Raw genomic sequence first — 16988 nt, 5'->3', positions numbered from 1 at the left:
CATCGATGCGGGCGCGTGGCACACTGCTGGCAACAGCACGTGGGGAGGACACGAAGTGAGTGAACCGCGGTCCGCCCCCACGGTAGGCCAGGTCGTTCTCGGCAAGCGCTTGCAGGATCTGCGGGAACGGGCAGGGCTCAGGCGTGAGGAAGCGGCAAAGGTCCTTCGCGTCGCCGCGGGCACCATCCGGCGGATGGAAACCGCCGAGGTCGCGCTGAAGATCCCGTATGTCCAGCTCTTGCTGAACGCGTACGGAATCACCGACGACGAGGCCCGCGGTTTCATCGAGCTCGCCGAAGAGGCCAACAAGCCCGGCTGGTGGCAGCGCTTCCATGACGTTCTGCCGGGCTGGTTCAGCATGTACGTCAGCCTGGAGGGCGCTGCCTCCCTCATCCGTGCCTACGAGCCGCATTTCGTGCCCGGTCTGCTGCAGACGGAGGAATACGCCCGGGCGATCATGCTCGGCGGAGCCGTCGGCCAGACCGATCCGGCCGACATCGAGCGCCATGTGGCGCTGCGGATGGAACGCCAGGCACTGCTCACCCGCCCCGACGCACCCAGGCTATGGGTGATCATGGACGAGACGGTCTTCCGCCGGCCCGTCGGCCGCCCCGGTGTCATGAGAGCACAGATCGACCGACTGCTCGAAGGCGCCGGGCTGCCCCATGTCACCCTGCAGATTGCGGAGTTCGCGACCGGACATCACCCCGGCACCTATGGGCCGTTCGTCCTCTTCCGGTTCGCCGTCCCCGAGCTCCCGGACATGGTCTACAGCGAGTACCTCACCGGCGCCGTCTATCTGGACGCGCGCCCCGAGGTCGCCTCGCATCTGGAGGTTCTGGACCGCATGGCGGCTCAGGCCGCGACTGCGCAACGCACGAAGGAGATCCTCAGGGATCTCCGCAAGGAGCTGTGAATGAAACGCATATACAACGGCATGCCTGCCGCTGAGCTGGGTGAAGAGGGCTGGCACAAGCCGTGGAGCGGCGGCAACGGCGGCAACTGCTTCGAGACCATGAAGCTGGCCGACGGCCGGGTCGCGGTGCGCCAGTCGGCGGACCCCGAAGGCCCCGCGCTGATCTACAGCTCCAGTGAGATGGCCGCGTTCATTCAGGGCGCCAAGTCGGGGAAGGCGGACTTCCTGCTGACCTGACGCCCCGGCCGGGCGGTCGGCCGCCCGGCCATCCGTCCCCTCGCTCAGGGAGGACACGGCCGATCAGGGCTTCGCTGCTCCCGGCGGGAGCAGTGTCGCGAGGAACGACTTCGGCGCCGAGACATTTCCGGCCGGGTCGATGGTCCGGTACTCGATCGTGTGGGTGCCGTAGTCGGGGGTGGCGTCGTCCCAGGGCACCGCGCGGGTGGTGCCGAGCTTTCCATGGACGAGGTGGTCGATGACCGTGCCGCTCGGGGTGAAGCGGTACGGCGCGTCGGCGTCGGTCGGCCAGCCGTAGTACGTCTGCCAGCCGTCGCCGTCTACCCGGAACTGCGACACCGCGGAGCCCTCCCGGTCGTCGCCGGCCGTCAGCTTCATCGTGAACGGGCCGTCGAAGACGTACTCCACGGGCCTGCCGGGCCGGTGCACCGTGCGCAGTGGCCTGGACAGCGCGTAGGAGCCCGTCGCGGGTGCCGCGTCCACCGTCCAGGTCAGCGAGGTGAGGGTGCCGTCGATGCGGGCGCTCAGGGTGTGGGTGCCGGGGCGCAGGCGCAGCGTTCGCAGATCGAGATCGCGGTCGTTGCGGGATGTGTCCACCGGGCGGCCGTCGAGCGTCCAGCGCAGCGCGAGGGTGCGGTCGGCGGGGTGTGTGGTGTCGGCGTACACGACCGTCGCCGCGCCCACCGGAGCCGTGGTGCCGGTGTGGCCGGTGAAGGCGGCGGCCACCGGCTCGCGCGGCGTGGTGACCTCCGTGTCCACGCTCCAGGCGACCGTGCGGGTCAGCGCCGCGGACGCGCGGATCGCGGGATCGCGCACGAAGGGTGTCGGGTCGGTGACGGTGGCCGTCAGGGTGTGCGTGCCCCGGGCGAGCCTCAGGCCGCGCAGATCCAGCGTGCGGGCGTCACCGACCTCACGCAGCACACCGCCGTCCAGGCGCCAGACGACATCGAGCGCGCCGGCCACCGGATGCAGCGTCTCAACCCACACGGTCCGGTCGTCACCGATGGTGGCGGTGTTCGGGGCGTGGGCCTGGACGAGATTCACCTTGGCCGAGATCTTCTGCGTCATCACCTCGCGCCCGACCTGGTCGAAGGCGTACCCGAGGGTCTTCATGATCGAGTGCTTGCTGGGCCGCCAGACGCTCTTGGTGCTGTACATCCCGCCCTCGAACCGGCCGATGACCCCGCCCGACTCGCTGCGCTCGCCGAGCCAGCGCCACCACTTGGCGCGCTGCTGTGTCATCTGCTCCGCGGTGAGCAGGGTGTGGTGCGCCGAGGACGGCTCGCCGCCCTCGTACGCACCGCCGGCGACGCCCCGCGCGTAGTAGTCGTACTCGTCCTGGAGCTTGCCCAGCGAGTGTCCGATCTCGTGCGGGGTGATGAGGGAGGAGAGCGCGTTGCCGCCGGACGCCGTGGCGAAGGTGCCGCCCGCGCCGCCGTAGGTGTCGCTGTGGGCCAGCGCCACGATCTGCCGGTTGGCGCCCGACGAGCCGGGGACGAGGTCGGCGAGCGACGTAGCCGCACCGCTGTCCACGGTGAGCAGGCGCTGCACGCTGCCCGCGTCGCAGCCGCCCCAGAAGCCCATGTCCAGCGCGGTGTCGCGGCGCGGGGAGCCGAGGCCGGGGTCGCAGTCCACCCCTGACTCGGCGGAAGGGACCTCCACCGCCCACACGTTGACGTAGCTGCGGTACGAGGCGAAGGGCTCGGTGGACCAGAGCACATTGAGGTGTTTGTCGACATCGGCGCGGAAGGCCGGCATCTCGTCGGCGGTGTAGCCGTCGCCGAGAAGGATGATGTTGAAGCGCTTGTCGGCGGGACCGGTGGTCTGGACGCGGACGACGGTGGCCGCTTCGGTCACGGCTGCCGGGCGCGGGTCCGCGGTGGCGGAGGGGGCGGTGCCCAGCAGGCAGCCGGCCAGCAGCGCGCCCGCGGTGGCGAGCAGCGTCAGTCTTCGGGGTCGTAAGCCGGGTGAGGTCATGAGGCCGGAGCGTACGACCGGCCCAACGAGACGTAAAGACAGCGGAGTTGGCCGCGATGGCGGTGGAGCGGGTGACGCCTTTCGCTCGGGCCGCTACCGGACCGTCCGGGCGGCGGCGGTGCCCACCTCGCGGACCGGGGCATCCGTCCCGGACCACCGGCCCCGGCGGGCTCGCAGGACGCAGCCGGTGAGTACCGCGCCGGCTGCCACCCCGTACACCCATGTACCCGCGGCCTGCGGATCGGTGTCGCCCATCACCGTGACGTACTTGACCGCGCCGGCGACCGCCACGGCGAGCCACTCCCACCGGCCGTCGAGAGCCACCAGGGCCACCAGCAGCAGTGCATACCAGGAGTAACCGGGCGTCAGCAGCAGAAAGGCCCAGCCGGTGACCAGCAAGGATCCGCTCCACGGGCGTCCGGGATCACCGCGCAGCAGAACATGGGCGATCACGGCGAGCATCACGACGGCCACGGCCGGCAGCGCCCAGTCGTCGGGCACCACCAGCCGAAGCAGCGCATAGCGGTTGCGGGACGAGGGATCGTCGTACCCCTCCTCCCGCGTGTATCCGCTGAGATAGCCCAGTACGGAGCCCTTCGAGACCAGGACGTACGGCAGATAGGTCAGCGCCACCACGGACACCGCGGGCAGCAGCACAGCCGCCACGTCCCGCACCCGCCGGACGCCCGCCAGCGCGCCGGGCAGCACCACGGCGGGCAGCAGCTTGGTGGCGATCGCCGCGCCGAGCAGCGCCCCGCCCACGATCCGCCGCCGCACCAGCACCCCCAGGCCCACCACGGTCAGCAGCGCGCCGAGGACATCGGCATGCGCGTTGTTCACCGCCTCGACGGGCACGACCGGGCACCACGCCCAGTACGCCGCGAGGCGCGGGTCGCCGCGCCGCCGCAGGACGAGCAGCAGCGCGGCGGTGGTGCCCAGCGACAGCAGTGCCCCGCCGACCTGGAGCCCCTTGTGGCGTGAGCCGTCCGGCGTCAGTTCGTGGACGAGCAGGAAGTATCCCTCGGCCACCGGCGGATAGATGGTGTGCACCTGCGGCCGGTTGATGCGGGTGCAGTGCACCGTGTCCCGCGGCCCCGGGATGCCCGCCCGGCCGGGTCCCACGCACTGCGCACCGGTCGGGAACAGCCAGCCGTCGCGGAACTCCGTCAGCGCCGGATCGGCGGGAGCATGGTCGTACGGTGAGATCCCGGCCGCCTGCACCCTGCCGTCCCAGGCATAGCGGTACGCGTCCGTACTGGTCCGCGGGGGAGCGAGCAGCCCGGTCGCGGCGACCGCAACGCCACCTGCGATCACCAGGGCCACGGCATGGCGCGGCGGAGCCCCGCGCACGGCGATCACCGCCGCGGCGAACAGCGCCCAGCAGACGGCGTACCACCACGACAGTCCGATGGAATCGGTGAAATAGCCGTCCTTGAGGACGGTCCGGGCGAGAGCGGCCGTCAGGCCCGACACCAGGACGCCGGCGGTGAGAGTGCGCGGGTTGATCACAGCACTCAGCGTCGCAGCCGGAACGGGCCCGGAGCGGGAGCCGTCCGCCGACGTCCGCATTCCGTAAGGTGTCACGCGGTCCGCGCAGGCCCCGGCCGAGGTCTCATGGAAGCCATGAAGATCCGTCCGCCTCGACCGCCCAGACCGTCCGTGTCCCCCTTTCCCACCTTCTCGGGCAAGCTGCACGACGCCCGCACGGCCACGGCGATCGGCCGCTGGCTGGGCGCGGCGATCACCGTCTGCTTCATCACAGGCGTGATCAGCCACTATCTCCAGCACCCTCCGCCGTGGCTCGCGAACGAACTGCCGAGCCGCCCCTACTGGGGTTACCGGGTGACGCAGGGACTGCATGTCGCGAGCGGAATCGCGGCGATTCCCCTTCTGACGGCCAAGCTGTGGACCGTCTATCCACGACTGTTCGTCCGGCCGCCGCTGACCTCCGTACGCCATGCGCTGGAGCGGTTGTCCGTCGCCGTGCTGGTCGCCGCGGCCGTCTTCGAGCTCTTCATCGGACTGCTCAACACCGTCCAGTGGTACCCGTGGCCCTTCTCCTTCGTGCCGGTGCACTTCGCCGTCGCCTGGCTGCTCGTCGGCGCGCTCGTCCTGCACATCGCGGTCAAGTACCCGCAGATCAGGGCCCACTGGACCCTGCGCTCACCCGGCACTCTCGAACTGCCCGCGGACGAGGGGCCGGACCGGCGCTCACTGCTGACCGGCGTCGCCGCCGCGGTGGGCGCCGTCACCCTGACGACCGTCGGCCAGTCCTTCACCCCGCTGGGGCGCTTCGACCTGCTCGCGCCCAGACACCCGGACCACGGCACGCAGGGGCTGCCCGTGAACCGCACGGCCGCCGCGGCCGGACTGGCGGGTGTGAGCACCGAGCACTGGAGGCTGACCCTGCACGGCGAGGGCTCCTCCTACGAGCTCACCCTCGACGACCTCAAGGCCATGCGCCAGCACACGGTGACCCTGCCGATCGCCTGTGTCGAAGGCTGGAGCAAGTCGGCCCGGTGGACCGGCGTCCGCGTACGGGACCTGCTGGAGCGGGCCGGTGCTCGGCCCGGCGCGGCGATACGCGTGGTGTCGCTGGAGCGCCGCGGCTCGTACCGGGTGATGGAGATGGGCGGCGACTACACCCGTGATCCGCTGACCCTGCTCGCCCTGCGCCTCAACGGACAGGTGCTCTCACTCGACCACGGCTTCCCGGCGCGCATCATCGCCCCGAACCGGCCCGGCGTGCTGCAGACCAAGTGGGTCACCAGGATGGAGGTCATCTGATGCGGATCGTGACAGGCGCGGTGGGCCTCGCCCTCATGGCCGTCGGCGGCACGCTGCTGCTGAGGGGCGGGCAGCTGAGCGACGTGGCGCTGTGGCTGGCCGGAGCGATCGTCCTCCACGACGGCGTCGTCGCGCCGCTGGTGCTCGGTGTCGGACTGCTCCTCGCGGCGGTCCCCGCCAGGCGCACGGTGCGCGGCGCTCTGGTGGTGGCCGGTGCGCTGACGCTTGTCGCGCTGCCGGTGCTGCTGCGGCCCGGAGCGCCGAACAACCCCACGGTGCTGCCGCTGGACTACCTCCGCAACTGGCTGCTCGCCCTCGCCGGTGTGGCCGTGGTCACGGCAGTGGTGCTCGTGCTGCGATGGGTGCGGCTCCGGGTGCCGCGGCGCTGAACAGCCGGCGAACCCTTCGTCCGACGTGTTCGATCAGTACCAACCCCGGGGCACAGTGAGATCGGGTGCCCGTCCAGGGCGGGCACGCGGACGAGCGCGGGGGACGGGGTCATGATCAGGTTCGCGCACAAGGAATTCTCGTACGGCACGGCGGTCACCGCCGCCGGAGTGATCGCCGGGGGAGTGGGAGTCGCCGTCAACGGCCCCCTCTCGCCGCGCAGCTGGTGGGCGCTCGCCGCGATCCCCGTCTGGGGGCTCCTATGGCGTTGGCTCACCACGACCAGGCTGCTGCAGCGGGGCGATCTGCCCATGTTCGAGGCGGCCGTTCCGCTCGCCGACCCCGTGCGAGCACTGGGCACCCCCGCGCAGCTCAGCCGGCAGCTGAGGCAGTCCTCCGGGCGGGTGTTCGGGCTCTGGACCGTCGGGGCGACGGCGGTCGCCTGCTTCGAGCCGCTGGCCGTCGTGTTCTGTTTCGTCCATGGCACGGCCTCGCTGATCCGGGGCTGGCAGACGGCCTCCTGGGAGCGGGAGCACGGCGTTCTGCTCTGGGAGGGCCACGTCGAGCAGGAGCAGCAGCCTCCCGAACTCCGCCCGCCTCGGGTGTACACGACCACCCGGCAGCGGGCCCTCGTCTGAGGCCGCCGTCCCCTCAGGCGCGGCGCAGCGCGACGAACGTACGGCCCGCCACGGTCCAGCGGTCCACCTCGGGAACCGTCCACCCCGCCGAACGCGCGTAGTCGAGCAGCGCCGGGGTCCCCACCCGCGCCCAGGGGAACGCCGAGCCCTGCGCGCTGCCGTCGTAGACCCGCACCTGGACGCGTTCGTCGACCTCGTGCGGAGCGGTCTCGGCCAGCAGTACTCCGTCCTCGGCGACCAGCCGTGACACCCGGGCGAGCAGCGCCCGCGGGTCTCCGCCGATCCCTATGTTCCCGTCGATGAGCAGAGCCGTGCCCCAACTCCCCTCCCGGGGAAGCGGATCGAAGACCGAGCGGTGCAGTGCGCTGCCGCCGAGGCGCACGGTGCGGGCCACCGCCTCGCAACTCACGTCGATGCCGAGTGCCGGCTGCCCCAGCGCGGCGAGCGCCGCGACCAGCCGACCGGGCCCGCACCCGATGTCGAGCACCGCGCCCCTGCACCGCTCGACGACGGTGAGATCGGCGGCGTCCGGGTCGGCGCACCAGCGCTCGACCTCCAGCGGCAGGAGCCAGCCGTCGGGCCGGCGCAGGAACAGCGGACCACGGCCGGCGCGCAGCGCATCGGTGTACGGATCGGCCTGCCAGGCGGTCGCGGTCATCGGGCCCCTGTCCCGGTGAGCGCGCGGAACTCCCCGGCGAACCGGCTGTGCGGGGCCTGCGCGGCGACGAACCGTGCGTCCTCCGCCGTGTCGACGTCCCGCAGCACCGGCAACTGGCGCACCGCGAGACCGGCACGCAGCAGCCGGCGCCGCTGCACGGCGCCCGTCTCCGGCACGGACATCGGCACGCCCTTCAGCAGCGCAGGATCGGGCTCGGCCATGCCCAGCGCCCAGAACCCGCCGTCGTCGGCGGGACCGAAGGACGCCTGGCGCCCACTCAGTTCCAGTCCCGACAGGAGAAGTCCGACGGTCACCTGCGGGGTGTCCATCCCGAGGAGCAGCGCCGGCCCCTCGCACAGCCCGAAGGCGTGCGCCAGCCGGTCGTCGAGCCCGCCCGCGCACTGTGGCACGACCTCGAAGCCCTCGGGCAGCCAGTCTCCGGGCCGCCCTTCGAGCACCAGGACCCGGCGGCCCACGGGAGCGGCCAGCACGACATCCAGCGTGTCGGCGAGCGCGGCCTCGGCGAGCCGCGCCGCATCCGAGGGCGTGTACGCGGGACACAGCCGGGTCTTGACCCGTCCGGGCACCGGGGCCTTGGCGACGACCAGCACAGTGCCGCGAGCAGGATCGGCGTTCGGGCCGTTCACCGGGCACCAGTTCCCCTCGTGCCCGCCGGCTCCGCCAGCACCGCGCTCATGTCCCGTACCGCCTGCCATGTTCCCCGCCACGTTCCCGTCACCTTCGACTTCCCCGACCTCGGCAGATAAGGGACGTCCACCTCCGTCACCCGCAGGCCCGCGTCCGCCGCGCGGACCACCATCTGAAGCGGATAGCCACTGCGGCGGTCCGTCAGGTCGAGGGCCATCAGTTCCTCACGACGTCCCGCGCGCAGGGGCCCCAGATCGCGCAGTCGCAGACCGGTGCGCCGGCGCAGCATGTGCGCCAGCGCCAGATTCCCGGCCCGCGCGTGTGGCGGCCACGCACCCCGTCCCTCGGGCCGTCGCCGCCCCAGCACCAGATCGCTCTCGCCGTCGGCGAGACGGCGTACGAAACCTGCCAGCAGCCCCGGATCCAGTGAGCCGTCGCAGTCACAGAAGCAGACGAACTCGGCCTCGGCCGCCAGCAGCCCGGCATGGCACGCGGCGCCGAAGCCGCGGCGCTCCTCGCGCACCACGCGCGCACCCAGAGCCCGCGCGATCCGGTCCGAGTCGTCCGTCGACCCGTTGTCGACGACGATCGCGCGCCAGCGGGGCGGGATCCGGCCGAGCACCCAGGGCAGGGCCTCGGCCTCGTTCAGACAGGGCAGGACCACATCGGCGACTGCACGCGCTGTCATGACCCCGCACCCCGCAGCCCGCCGGCCGCGAACTCCGCCATTCCCTCGGCGAATCCGGTCCGTGGCTGCCAGCCCAGGTCGGACCTGAGCCGCCGGGAGTCCGCGGTGATGTGCCGTACGTCGCCGAGCCGGAACTCACCGGTGACGACGGGCGCGGGACCGCCGTGGGCCGACGCGAGAGCGTCCGCCATCTCGCCGACCGTGTGCGGTGTCCCGCTGCCCGTGTTGTACGAACTGAGCACGCCCGGCTCCCGGACGTGCACCGCCTCCAGCGCGATCACGTTCGCGTCCGCGACATCCCGCACATGGACGAAGTCCCGCCGCTGCCGCCCGTCCTCGAAGACGCGGGGCGCCTCGCCCCGTTCGAGGGCGGACTTGAAGAAGGAGGCCACGCCCGCGTACGGGGTGTCCTTCGGCATCCCTGGTCCGTACACATTGTGGTACCGAAGCGCGACGGCACGGCCGCCCGCGGACCGGGCCCACGCCGCGGCCAGATGCTCCTGGGCCAGCTTCGTCGTCGCGTACACATTGCGCGGGTCCGTCGGCGCGTCCTCACCCACCAGGCCGGGCGCCAGCCCGGCGCCGCAGCCGGGGCACCGGGGCTCGAACCGCCCTGCCGCCAGATCGGCAGCGGCGCGCGGGCCGGGACGCACCCGGCCGTGCAGCGGGCAGTCGTAACGGCCCTCGCCGTAGACCACCATCGAGCCGGCCAGCACCAGCGCGGCCACACCGGCCTCGGCCATCGCCGCGAGGAGCACGGCCGTGCCGAGGTCGTTGCAGCTCACGTACTCCGGTGCGTCGGCGAAGTCCTTGCCGAGCCCGACCATCGCGGCCTGATGGCAGACCGCGCCCACACCGCGCAGGGCCCGAGCCGTCACCTCGCGGTCTCGTAGGTCCCCGAGAATCCACTCGGCGCCGGGCAGTGGCGGCGGAGGTTCGGGATGGGCCGAGGGGAGCAGGGCGTCGAGCACGACCGGTTCATGGCCGCGGGCGGTCAGAGCCGCGACGACCTGCGAGCCGATGAAGCCCGCGCCTCCTGTGACGAGTACACGCATACCGGCGACGCTACGGCCGCAAGACACGGTGATCGCCACTGCGCGCCGTGTCGTCACAGGTCCGTAAGGACTTCCCCGCCGCGTCCTCGCCGCGCGGCGAGGACCCGGCGGGGCCCGCTCTCCCGCGCCTCACCGGCAGTGACATGTGCGGCAGGGAGGCGTGGGGAGCTCACGCCTGGCTCGGTGGGCAAAGGCCGCGGTGTACCCGGCTGGGCCACCCGGGCACACCGGCCCGCCCCTGCGTGATAGACCGGACGCGGACAGTGGGGACGAGGGGCCGGGGGATCGGTGCGAGGACGACAACTGCTCAGCTACAGCGACGCGGTGACGATTCTGACAGGAGACAGTACGGCTCTCGCGGCGGCTGACCGGGCGCTCGGCGGGGCCCTGTCGATGGCGACGGGCGGCGTCAGCGACACGGTGCTGAGCGTGTTCGACGCGCAGGGGAGGATCCTGCGGCTCGGGCGGGATCTGACGACGGGCCTCAGGGGGCGCCTCGGGTCGGCCGACCGCGCATCGCGCACCGAGCGGCTCGCGGCGGCGCACACGGTGCTCGTCGTCACCGCGTACTTCGAGGCACTGGGAGAACTGGAGCTGGCCTTCCGTCTTGAGGAGCTGGACCTCACGCGCCGGGACCAGATCGGCATCGCCGGGTCGGACGAGGACGGACGGGCCTTCGTCCGGGCGCTCCTCGGGGTCGGGGCACCGCAGCCCGCTCCCCATCTGCCGTACGAGCGGGTCCTGGAGGCACTGCGTTCCTGGTACTTCGAGGCCTCGCGGCGGCTGCTGTTGTTCATCCGCGGGATGGCCGTGTGGGACCGGCTGAACCACGCGGAGCGCGAGACCACGCGGGATGCGCTGTACCGGCTGCTCGCCCTGGGAGCTGTTGAGCGCTACGAAGAGCTGTACGCCCAACTCGCCTCGGAAGTACCGGAGTTCGGATTCTGGTCCGGCCAGGTCGAGCACCGCGCGACCCGGGTCTCGGTCCGCCAGGCACTCGCGGGCATCGAGGCCGTCCTCGCCGGCCTTTCGGTCCCGAGCCCCCTCGGCCACGCCGCGGCCTCCCTCGCCACCGGCTACCGCGCCGCGCTGGCACGGCCGATCCTTTCCGAGGGCCAGGCGCCCAAGGGCATGCTGCTGCCCACCCTCGGCGAGGGGTACGTCGATCCCGACTTCCGCGTCCGTGCCGTGCTCGACGGCGCCCTGGGCCCGGCCGAGGAGGTCTGGTGGGAGTCCGAGCCGGTGCGGTCCGACCTCACCGAGTACCTGGCCGGCGTCCTCACCTCGGTCGCCTCCACCGCCGCCCCGCTGGTCGTCCTCGGCCAGCCGGGCGCCGGAAAGTCCGTGCTGACCAAGATCCTTGCGGCCCGGCTGCCCTCCGCCGGCTATCTGCCCGTCCGCGTCATCCTGCGCGAAGTGCCGGCCGACGCCGACATCCAGGACCAGATCGAGCACGCCGTGCGGGCCGCGACCGGCGAGCGGGTCTCCTGGCCGGAGCTGGTGCGCGCGGCGGACGGGGCCGTGCCCGTGCTGCTCTTCGACGGCTTCGACGAACTTCTCCAGGCCACCGGCGTCAGCCAGTCCGACTATCTGGAACGTGTGGCCCGCTTCCAGGAGCGCGAGGCGGACCAGGGGCGGCCGGTGTTCGCACTGGTGACCAGCCGGACCGCCGTCGCGGACCGGGCTCGCTATCCCGAGGGCTCGGTGGCGCTGCGGCTCGAACCCTTCCACAGGCAGCAGATCGAGCGCTGGCTCGACCTGTGGAACCGCCTCAACGCGCCCTATCTCACCGAACGCGGGCTGCGTCCGCTGCCCGCCGCCGTCGCCGTACGCCATCAGGTACTGGCCTCTCAGCCGCTCCTGCTGATGATGCTCGCCCTGTACGACGCCGCCGAGAACGCCCTTCAGCGCGGATCCGAGGGCGACGAGCCACTCGGTGAGGCGGAACTGTACGAAGAACTGCTGGCGTCCTTCGCCGTCCGCGAGGTCGGCAAGTCGGCCGCGGGGTGCACCGCCGCCCAGCTGACGCGGCGCGCCGAGCAGGAGCTTCAGCGGCTGTCCCTGATCTCCTTCGGCATGCTCAACCGCCGCCGCCAGTGGATCACCACGGCCGAGGCGGAGCAGGACCTCGCCGCGCTGCTCGGCCGCGCCGAACCCGCACGCGACGGGTTCCGCGCACCTCTGGACCAGGGCGAGATCGCCCTCGGCCGGTTCTTCTTCGTCCAGCGCGCCCAGGCCGTCCGCGACGAACAGCAGCTGGCGACCTATGAGTTCCTCCACGCCACCTTCGGTGAGTACCTCGCCGCCCGGCTCGCGGTGCAGCTGCTGGGTGGGCTCCTCGACCAGCGTCCGGCACTCTCCCTCGGCCATGCATGTGTCGACGACGACCTGCTGTACGTACTGCTGTCGTACGCGCCGCTCTCGTCCCGGCAGATGCTCCGCTTCGTCGGCGCCAGGATCCGGCGTATCGATGTGCAGGACAGGGAGCGGCTCGGCGACCTCCTCGTCACGGTCATGGCCGACCACCGCAATCGCACCGAGCACCGGTACGCCGAGTACCGCCCGGCCGTACGGGCCACATCGTCGCGGCACGGCCTCTACGGTGCCAATCTGCTGATGCTCACCGTCCTGGTCACCGGAGGGGTCAGGGCGAGCGAGGTGTTCCCGGGCGGGGACGATCCCGCGGGTATCTGGCACCGGCGCGTGCTGTTGTGGCGGGCGGCGTTCACCGAGCCGGAGTGGACGGACTTCGCGCTGGCGCTGAGCATCCGTCGCACCTGGAACGGAGCCGGGCGGGAGCTCGACATCCAGCCGGCCGAGGACCTCCTCGACTCCCCGGAGCCGGTGGATGCCTACTGGCTGTACGGCCGCCCGCCGGGCGACGAACTGCGCAGCAGAAGGGTCAGCTGGGCCCGCCCCTACCCGGACCAGATCCGGCACAAGATGGCGGTGTCCGGCGGCACCAACGACGCGGTCCTCCTGCACGCCGTGGACCCGGTCTTCGAACGGCTGGGGCCCGCCGTCACCACCTTCGTCGGCACGTCGAGCGGCATCGCGACATCCGTCGCCAACGGACTGACGGCGCTGTGGCTGGCCAGCGGCCTGGGCGCGTCCGACGACGAACTCATCGGCCTCTACGAGCGGTGTGCCACCTTCCTCGAACCGTGGAGCGCCCTCGACGACGAGTCCCTGCGCCGGGTGGCCCGTCTCGTCTTCCGGCAGTTGGCCACCGATGCCGCACGGCTTCCCGCCGACGTCGTGTGCATGGTGCTGAACGCGATGGCCCTCGAACGGCTCGACACCGCCGGTCTGGAGCTGGCGCTGACGGCTGGGCTGACCGCGCTGAAGGCACATCCCTCCGACAGCACCCTGCACCAGTACACCGGCATCTACACCGACGCGCTCGGACGCGCGCACCCGGCCCGGCTCATCGCCCTGTGGTCCGAGAGCCGGGGCTCCGAGGCGGTGGAGGCCCATCTGCGCCCCGAGGTCGCCCGGCTCCTGGCGGCCCTGTCCGACGCGGACCTCAGCGGTGTTCCGTCCGATCTGCTGCGGAGCGCGCGCGGGCTCGTCGGCGACACGTAGGCGCGGCCGGCCCGGACCCGCCCGTGGTGCCTCCCACGACTGCGGCCCCTCACCCCAGGTCGAAGACGTTCCGCAGGCCCAGCCGGTATCGGAAGCGATCGTTCCGCTTCAGCGGTTCGACCTGGGGCGCCCGGAAGAGCGCCTTCACCGTGCAGCGCGCCGCCGTCGAACCCGCCCGGCCCAGCAGGGCGTTGCGTCGGCACGGGCCGAGGCGTCGGCACCCTCCATCGTCGCCAGGTCGATGTCCACGGCGACATGGTCACCGCCGTGGTGGTGCCGCCCGGCGTGGCCAGCGCCGCCGTGCCGCCGACGGCGGCGGCTCCTGCCATGAAGGTGCGTCGAGTGCTGCCCGCCCGATCCACCCCCAGCCCCTCACCGACGGTAACTTTCCCGTACGGCGCGGGAGCTTACGGAGATCCCCCATGACCCGGAAGCCACGCGTGGGCCCATTCGCTCAATGGCTGGAAAATGGAGTCATGTCCCGACGCAGGTCCCATCCCAAGCGTGGCCAGGCGCCCGCCCTCACCGACACCTCGCCCTGCCCGTGCGGCCTTCCCGCCGCGTACGGCGAGTGCTGCGGCCGTTTCCACTCGGGCGAGGCCGCCGCCCCCACCGCCGAGCTGCTGATGCGCTCCCGCTACAGCGCCTTCGTCGCCGGGAACGAGGAGTATCTGCGGCGCACCTGGCACCCCTCCACCCGGCCGAGACACCTCGCACTCGACCCGGGGATGCACTGGGCGGGCCTGGAAATCGTGGAGACCACGGACGGCAGCGCTTTCCACTCCTCGGGCACCGTCACCTTCCGGGCCCGCTTCCGGCACCACGGCAAGCGGGGCGCCCTCCATGAGCGCAGCAATTTCGAACGGCACGGCGGTGCGTGGACCTATGTGGACGGAGAGTTCCTCGACTGAGCGGGCAGCCCCGGCCGTGCTGTCGGCTTCGGCTCACCGGCCGCCTTCGGCTCACCGACCGCTTTCCGTGGCCGCTTCAAGCCCCAGGTGGGCACCGGTCCGGGCGCGTACCGCCGCGCCTTCCGGAGCCCGGCGCGGGCTCCGGTCCCGGCTTCCCGTGTCCTGGCGGGGCCGGAGGAGCCTCAGCGGATCTGACGGCCCGAGACGGCTCGCGCGATCACCAGCCGCTGGATCCGGCGACCGGGGTGAGCGGGCGGCGGAACGGGTGTGAGGGGCCGGCAGCCGCGACGCGAAGGGTGGTCAGCAGCCGCGACCCGGCTTGACGGTCAGCCTCGGGTCGTAAGCGGCGAGGATCTTGTTCGCCTGGGCCAGCGTGGACAGCGCGTGCTCGCGATCGGCCCGGTCCTCGTTGCACAGCGGGGTACGGAACCGGTTCACCTCGCGCACGGCGCACTCGGCGTCGATCTCCGCATGAAGGACGTGGACCGGCATGCAGGAGCCGATGAGCGCGGCCACGCGATCTGGGATCGGTACGGGGATGAGGGGTGACGCGGTCACGGCTTGTCCTTCTCTTCGATCTCTGTCGGGAGCCGCCGGCCGGCGGCTCACCCCTCCATACGTACCGGACCGGCTTCCTGGTTCGGCGGCGGGGATGTCTCTGTGGGGCAACCGTTTCGGATCACCCGTTCATGGCCCGTTGCCCGGAGAAATCTTCAGGGACAACGGTGTCGTGCGAGAGGCGCTCACAGCGCCGCTCGCCCGGCCGCCTCCGGCAGCACCGCCGACATACCTTACGCGAACGCCGAACAGGCTCCCCATCCGACCGTCCCGCGCCGCACGGGCGACGACGGACAGTGGCGGCCCGTCACGGCGAGCGCCCTTCGCGGCCGAAGTGACCGCTGTGGCCAAGGGGTTGATCATTTCGGTCCTGGAGCAGGGTGGCCGGTTGGACATGATGATCCGTGCCGCAGGACGGGTGGTGCGCCACCGGGGACCTCGCCAGTACGGACGACGACGGATCGACGGGCTCCGCGTGTGAAGGGACAGCCGTGGATCAGGCGGCCGGCCGCCGCTCGTCTACCGCTCAGAGCGGGCCGTCGGTCCGCGCGCGCAGCTCAAGCGCGCGCAGGACGGCCTCGATGGCGAACCGCCGCTCGGGATCGACGAGCTGCTCGCCGAGGATGGCCTCGAGGCTGCGCATCCGGTAGCGGACCGTCTGGGGGTGCACATCGAGGAGCTCGCCCATCCGGGCCGCCGTGCCGCGGGTGTCCAGCCAGATCCTCAGGGTGTCGACCAGCCGGTCCCGCCGCGAGGGAGTGAGACCGGAAATGGGCGCGAGCGCGCGCTCGGCCAGCTGGTCGAGCAGCCCGGGGTCGGAGAGCAGCCACAGAGGCACGAGGTGGTCCGCGGCGAGGGCCAGCGGGCGGTCGTCGATGATGCCGGCGTCGACGAGTTCCAGCGTCCGCCGCGCCCAGCGGATCGAGTCGTGGGCGGAGGTGAGCGGCACCGTGAGGCCCACCGCCGCCCGGGCGCCGAACAGCGCGCCGTCCAGCATGCGTCTTCGCCCGGCGTCGATCGGCCCCGGGACCAGCACATACGGCTGCGGGTCGGTGAGATCGGCGAGGACATCGTTGTCGACATCCGATTGCTCCAGCACGGCCGGGGAGCGCAGGGCGATCAGCGTGACCCGCTCGGGCAGCGGCCAGCCCGTCTGCTCCGACAGCTCCGCGATGGCCGTGCGCGGCACGGGCGGCCCGGCGAGCAGGAGGTGCAGCAGCCGGCGGCGCAGGATCTCGAACTGTTCCCCGGAGCGCGACTGCGCCTCCAGATAGCCCTCCCTGGAGAGCGCCGCCAACTCGTCGACATAGGCGAACAGGGCGTCGGCGAAGGTGAGCATCATGGTGGGGGAGAGGTTGTAGCTCCGGCCGACCTTCTTCGCCCGGCGCAGAGCGATCCGGGCGCCCAGCCGGTACGCGCCCTGGAGGGCGTCCAGGCTGCGGCCCTCGTACGCCTCGTACCGGCCGAACCTCCGGCACATCTCGTCCCGTAGCGTGGAGGGCGAGGAGGGCTCGGCGACCTGGTCGACGAAGACGGAGATGCTCTGCTCGACGCCGACCCGGATGCCGTGGCCGTACGGGCCGTTCAGCAGCCGGGCGTACTCCGGGTAGGCGCGGGTCACCTCGATACCGATCTCTTTGATCAGGCTGGGCAGTTCGGGCCGGAGGATCGCGGCGAACTCCTGCGGCAGCGGACCCAGCGACTCTCCGGTGTCCGAGGGGTTTACAGCTCCCGGCATCTCTGACTCCCCTTGCTCGCCGGTGCCCGGTGGGGATGGAGCATGAGCCCGCAAGCGCTTCACCCGGCGACAGGTGCGAAGCGCCTCCGGCTGCTGAACATAGACCAACTGCGAGGCACTGAACACCTCTTGGCGCGCGGAGAGATAGCGCTTGCACGAAGTCCCGCCGATGCGATTCCGTGAAATGGAAAAGATTCGGCCAGGC

The 16988-nt window shown here is 71.9% G+C and carries 15 protein-coding genes and 2 pseudogenes; 7 read left to right on the top strand and 10 right to left on the bottom strand.

The features are described 5' to 3' along the window. The first annotated feature begins 55 nt into the window (after window positions 1–55). Both OG293_RS04790 and OG293_RS04785 read left to right on the top strand, forming a co-directional pair. On the top strand, window positions 56–916 hold the full coding sequence (locus OG293_RS04790; RefSeq protein ID WP_405997505.1) for a helix-turn-helix domain-containing protein: 861 nt from the start codon (window positions 56–58) through the stop codon (window positions 914–916). Continuing rightward, window positions 917–1153 carry a DUF397 domain-containing protein gene (locus OG293_RS04785; protein WP_405997504.1) on the top strand — a complete coding sequence of 79 codons (237 nt, stop codon included), beginning with the start codon at window positions 917–919 and terminating at the stop codon, window positions 1151–1153. Window positions 1154–1216: 63 nt separating this feature from the next. On the opposite strand, the gene OG293_RS04780 is transcribed toward OG293_RS04785, so the two are convergent. Together OG293_RS04780 and OG293_RS04775 are read right to left on the bottom strand one after the other, a co-directional pair. Continuing rightward, window positions 1217–3130, bottom strand: a complete 1914-nt coding sequence (locus tag OG293_RS04780; protein WP_405997503.1) for a M64 family metallopeptidase — start codon at window positions 3128–3130, stop codon at window positions 1217–1219. A gap of 93 nt (window positions 3131–3223) precedes the next feature. After that, window positions 3224–4639 carry a glycosyltransferase 87 family protein gene (locus OG293_RS04775; RefSeq protein WP_405997502.1) on the bottom strand — a complete coding sequence of 472 codons (1416 nt, stop codon included), beginning with the start codon at window positions 4637–4639 and terminating at the stop codon, window positions 3224–3226. Window positions 4640–4753: 114 nt separating this feature from the next. On the opposite strand from OG293_RS04775, the gene OG293_RS04770 reads away from it, so the two are divergent. The 3 genes from OG293_RS04770 (at window position 4754) to OG293_RS04760 (ending at window position 6942) form a co-directional block, all read left to right on the top strand. Then, on the top strand, window positions 4754–5917 hold the full coding sequence (locus tag OG293_RS04770; protein ID WP_405997501.1) for a molybdopterin-dependent oxidoreductase: 1164 nt from the start codon (window positions 4754–4756) through the stop codon (window positions 5915–5917). Then, the gene (locus OG293_RS04765; protein WP_405997500.1) at window positions 5917–6306 is read left to right on the top strand and encodes a hypothetical protein; all 390 of its coding nucleotides are present in this window, start codon (window positions 5917–5919) and stop codon (window positions 6304–6306) included. Before OG293_RS04770 ends, OG293_RS04765 begins: the two co-directional genes overlap by 1 nt. Window positions 6307–6417: 111 nt before the next feature. After that, a complete protein-coding gene (locus tag OG293_RS04760; protein WP_405997499.1) occupies window positions 6418–6942 on the top strand; it encodes a hypothetical protein in 525 nt (174 codons plus the stop codon). A 13-nt stretch (window positions 6943–6955) separates the two neighbouring features. On the opposite strand, the gene OG293_RS04755 is transcribed toward OG293_RS04760, so the two are convergent. The 4 genes from OG293_RS04755 to OG293_RS04740 are packed head-to-tail and all read right to left on the bottom strand — an operon-like array spanning window position 6956 to window position 9991. Beyond that, window positions 6956–7600, bottom strand: coding sequence for a class I SAM-dependent methyltransferase (locus tag OG293_RS04755; protein WP_405997498.1), 645 nt, complete (start codon window positions 7598–7600; stop codon window positions 6956–6958). Further along, on the bottom strand, window positions 7597–8247 hold the full coding sequence (locus OG293_RS04750; RefSeq protein WP_405997497.1) for a DUF2064 domain-containing protein: 651 nt from the start codon (window positions 8245–8247) through the stop codon (window positions 7597–7599). The genes OG293_RS04755 and OG293_RS04750 overlap by 4 nt, the downstream gene beginning before the upstream one ends. Next, on the bottom strand, window positions 8244–8936 hold the full coding sequence (locus tag OG293_RS04745; protein ID WP_405997496.1) for a glycosyltransferase family 2 protein: 693 nt from the start codon (window positions 8934–8936) through the stop codon (window positions 8244–8246). Before OG293_RS04745 ends, OG293_RS04750 begins: the two co-directional genes overlap by 4 nt. Then, a complete protein-coding gene (locus OG293_RS04740) occupies window positions 8933–9991 on the bottom strand; it encodes an NAD-dependent epimerase/dehydratase family protein (RefSeq protein WP_405997495.1) in 1059 nt (352 codons plus the stop codon). Before OG293_RS04740 ends, OG293_RS04745 begins: the two co-directional genes overlap by 4 nt. 288 nt (window positions 9992–10279) lie before the next feature. Between OG293_RS04740 and OG293_RS04735 the strand changes: the two genes are divergently transcribed. Then, the gene (locus OG293_RS04735) at window positions 10280–13576 is read left to right on the top strand and encodes an NACHT domain-containing protein (RefSeq protein WP_405997494.1); all 3297 of its coding nucleotides are present in this window, start codon (window positions 10280–10282) and stop codon (window positions 13574–13576) included. Window positions 13577–13625: 49 nt separating this feature from the next. Here the strand turns inward: OG293_RS04735 and OG293_RS04730 are convergent. Both OG293_RS04730 and OG293_RS04725 read right to left on the bottom strand, forming a co-directional pair. Further along, a pseudogene (locus OG293_RS04730) lies at window positions 13626–13840 on the bottom strand (FAD-dependent oxidoreductase); the annotation flags it as partial. A 23-nt stretch (window positions 13841–13863) separates the two neighbouring features. Next, window positions 13864–13938: pseudogene (locus tag OG293_RS04725) on the bottom strand (twin-arginine translocation signal domain-containing protein); the annotation flags it as partial. A 114-nt stretch (window positions 13939–14052) separates the two neighbouring features. Between OG293_RS04725 and OG293_RS04720 the strand changes: the two are divergent. Then, window positions 14053–14487, top strand: coding sequence for a YchJ family protein (locus tag OG293_RS04720; RefSeq protein ID WP_405997493.1), 435 nt, complete (start codon window positions 14053–14055; stop codon window positions 14485–14487). Window positions 14488–14787: 300 nt separating this feature from the next. On the opposite strand, the gene OG293_RS04715 is transcribed toward OG293_RS04720, so the two are convergent. Both OG293_RS04715 and OG293_RS04710 read right to left on the bottom strand, forming a co-directional pair. Then, window positions 14788–15045 carry a hypothetical protein gene (locus OG293_RS04715; RefSeq protein WP_405997492.1) on the bottom strand — a complete coding sequence of 86 codons (258 nt, stop codon included), beginning with the start codon at window positions 15043–15045 and terminating at the stop codon, window positions 14788–14790. A gap of 526 nt (window positions 15046–15571) precedes the next feature. Beyond that, on the bottom strand, window positions 15572–16783 hold the full coding sequence (locus tag OG293_RS04710) for a helix-turn-helix domain-containing protein (RefSeq protein WP_405997491.1): 1212 nt from the start codon (window positions 16781–16783) through the stop codon (window positions 15572–15574). Window positions 16784–16988: the final 205 nt, after the last annotated feature.

The organism is Streptomyces sp. NBC_00829, from assembly GCF_045161795.1.
GTDB lineage: Bacteria > Actinomycetota > Actinomycetes > Streptomycetales > Streptomycetaceae > Streptomyces.
This window is presented reverse-complemented; position numbering and strand designations above follow the sequence as displayed.

Coding starts and splice junctions, on each gene's coding strand:
- OG293_RS04785 (WP_405997504.1), top strand. CDS start 917: ATGAAACGCATATACAACGGCATGCCTGCCGCTGAGCTGGGTGAAGAG.
- OG293_RS04780 (WP_405997503.1), bottom strand. CDS start 3,130: ATGACCTCACCCGGCTTACGACCCCGAAGACTGACGCTGCTCGCCACC.
- OG293_RS04770 (WP_405997501.1), top strand. CDS start 4,754: ATGAAGATCCGTCCGCCTCGACCGCCCAGACCGTCCGTGTCCCCCTTT.
- OG293_RS04765 (WP_405997500.1), top strand. CDS start 5,917: ATGCGGATCGTGACAGGCGCGGTGGGCCTCGCCCTCATGGCCGTCGGC.
- OG293_RS04760 (WP_405997499.1), top strand. CDS start 6,418: ATGATCAGGTTCGCGCACAAGGAATTCTCGTACGGCACGGCGGTCACC.
- OG293_RS04755 (WP_405997498.1), bottom strand. CDS start 7,600: ATGACCGCGACCGCCTGGCAGGCCGATCCGTACACCGATGCGCTGCGC.
- OG293_RS04745 (WP_405997496.1), bottom strand. CDS start 8,936: ATGACAGCGCGTGCAGTCGCCGATGTGGTCCTGCCCTGTCTGAACGAG.
- OG293_RS04740 (WP_405997495.1), bottom strand. CDS start 9,991: ATGCGTGTACTCGTCACAGGAGGCGCGGGCTTCATCGGCTCGCAGGTC.
- OG293_RS04720 (WP_405997493.1), top strand. CDS start 14,053: ATGTCCCGACGCAGGTCCCATCCCAAGCGTGGCCAGGCGCCCGCCCTC.
- OG293_RS04710 (WP_405997491.1), bottom strand. CDS start 16,783: ATGCCGGGAGCTGTAAACCCCTCGGACACCGGAGAGTCGCTGGGTCCG.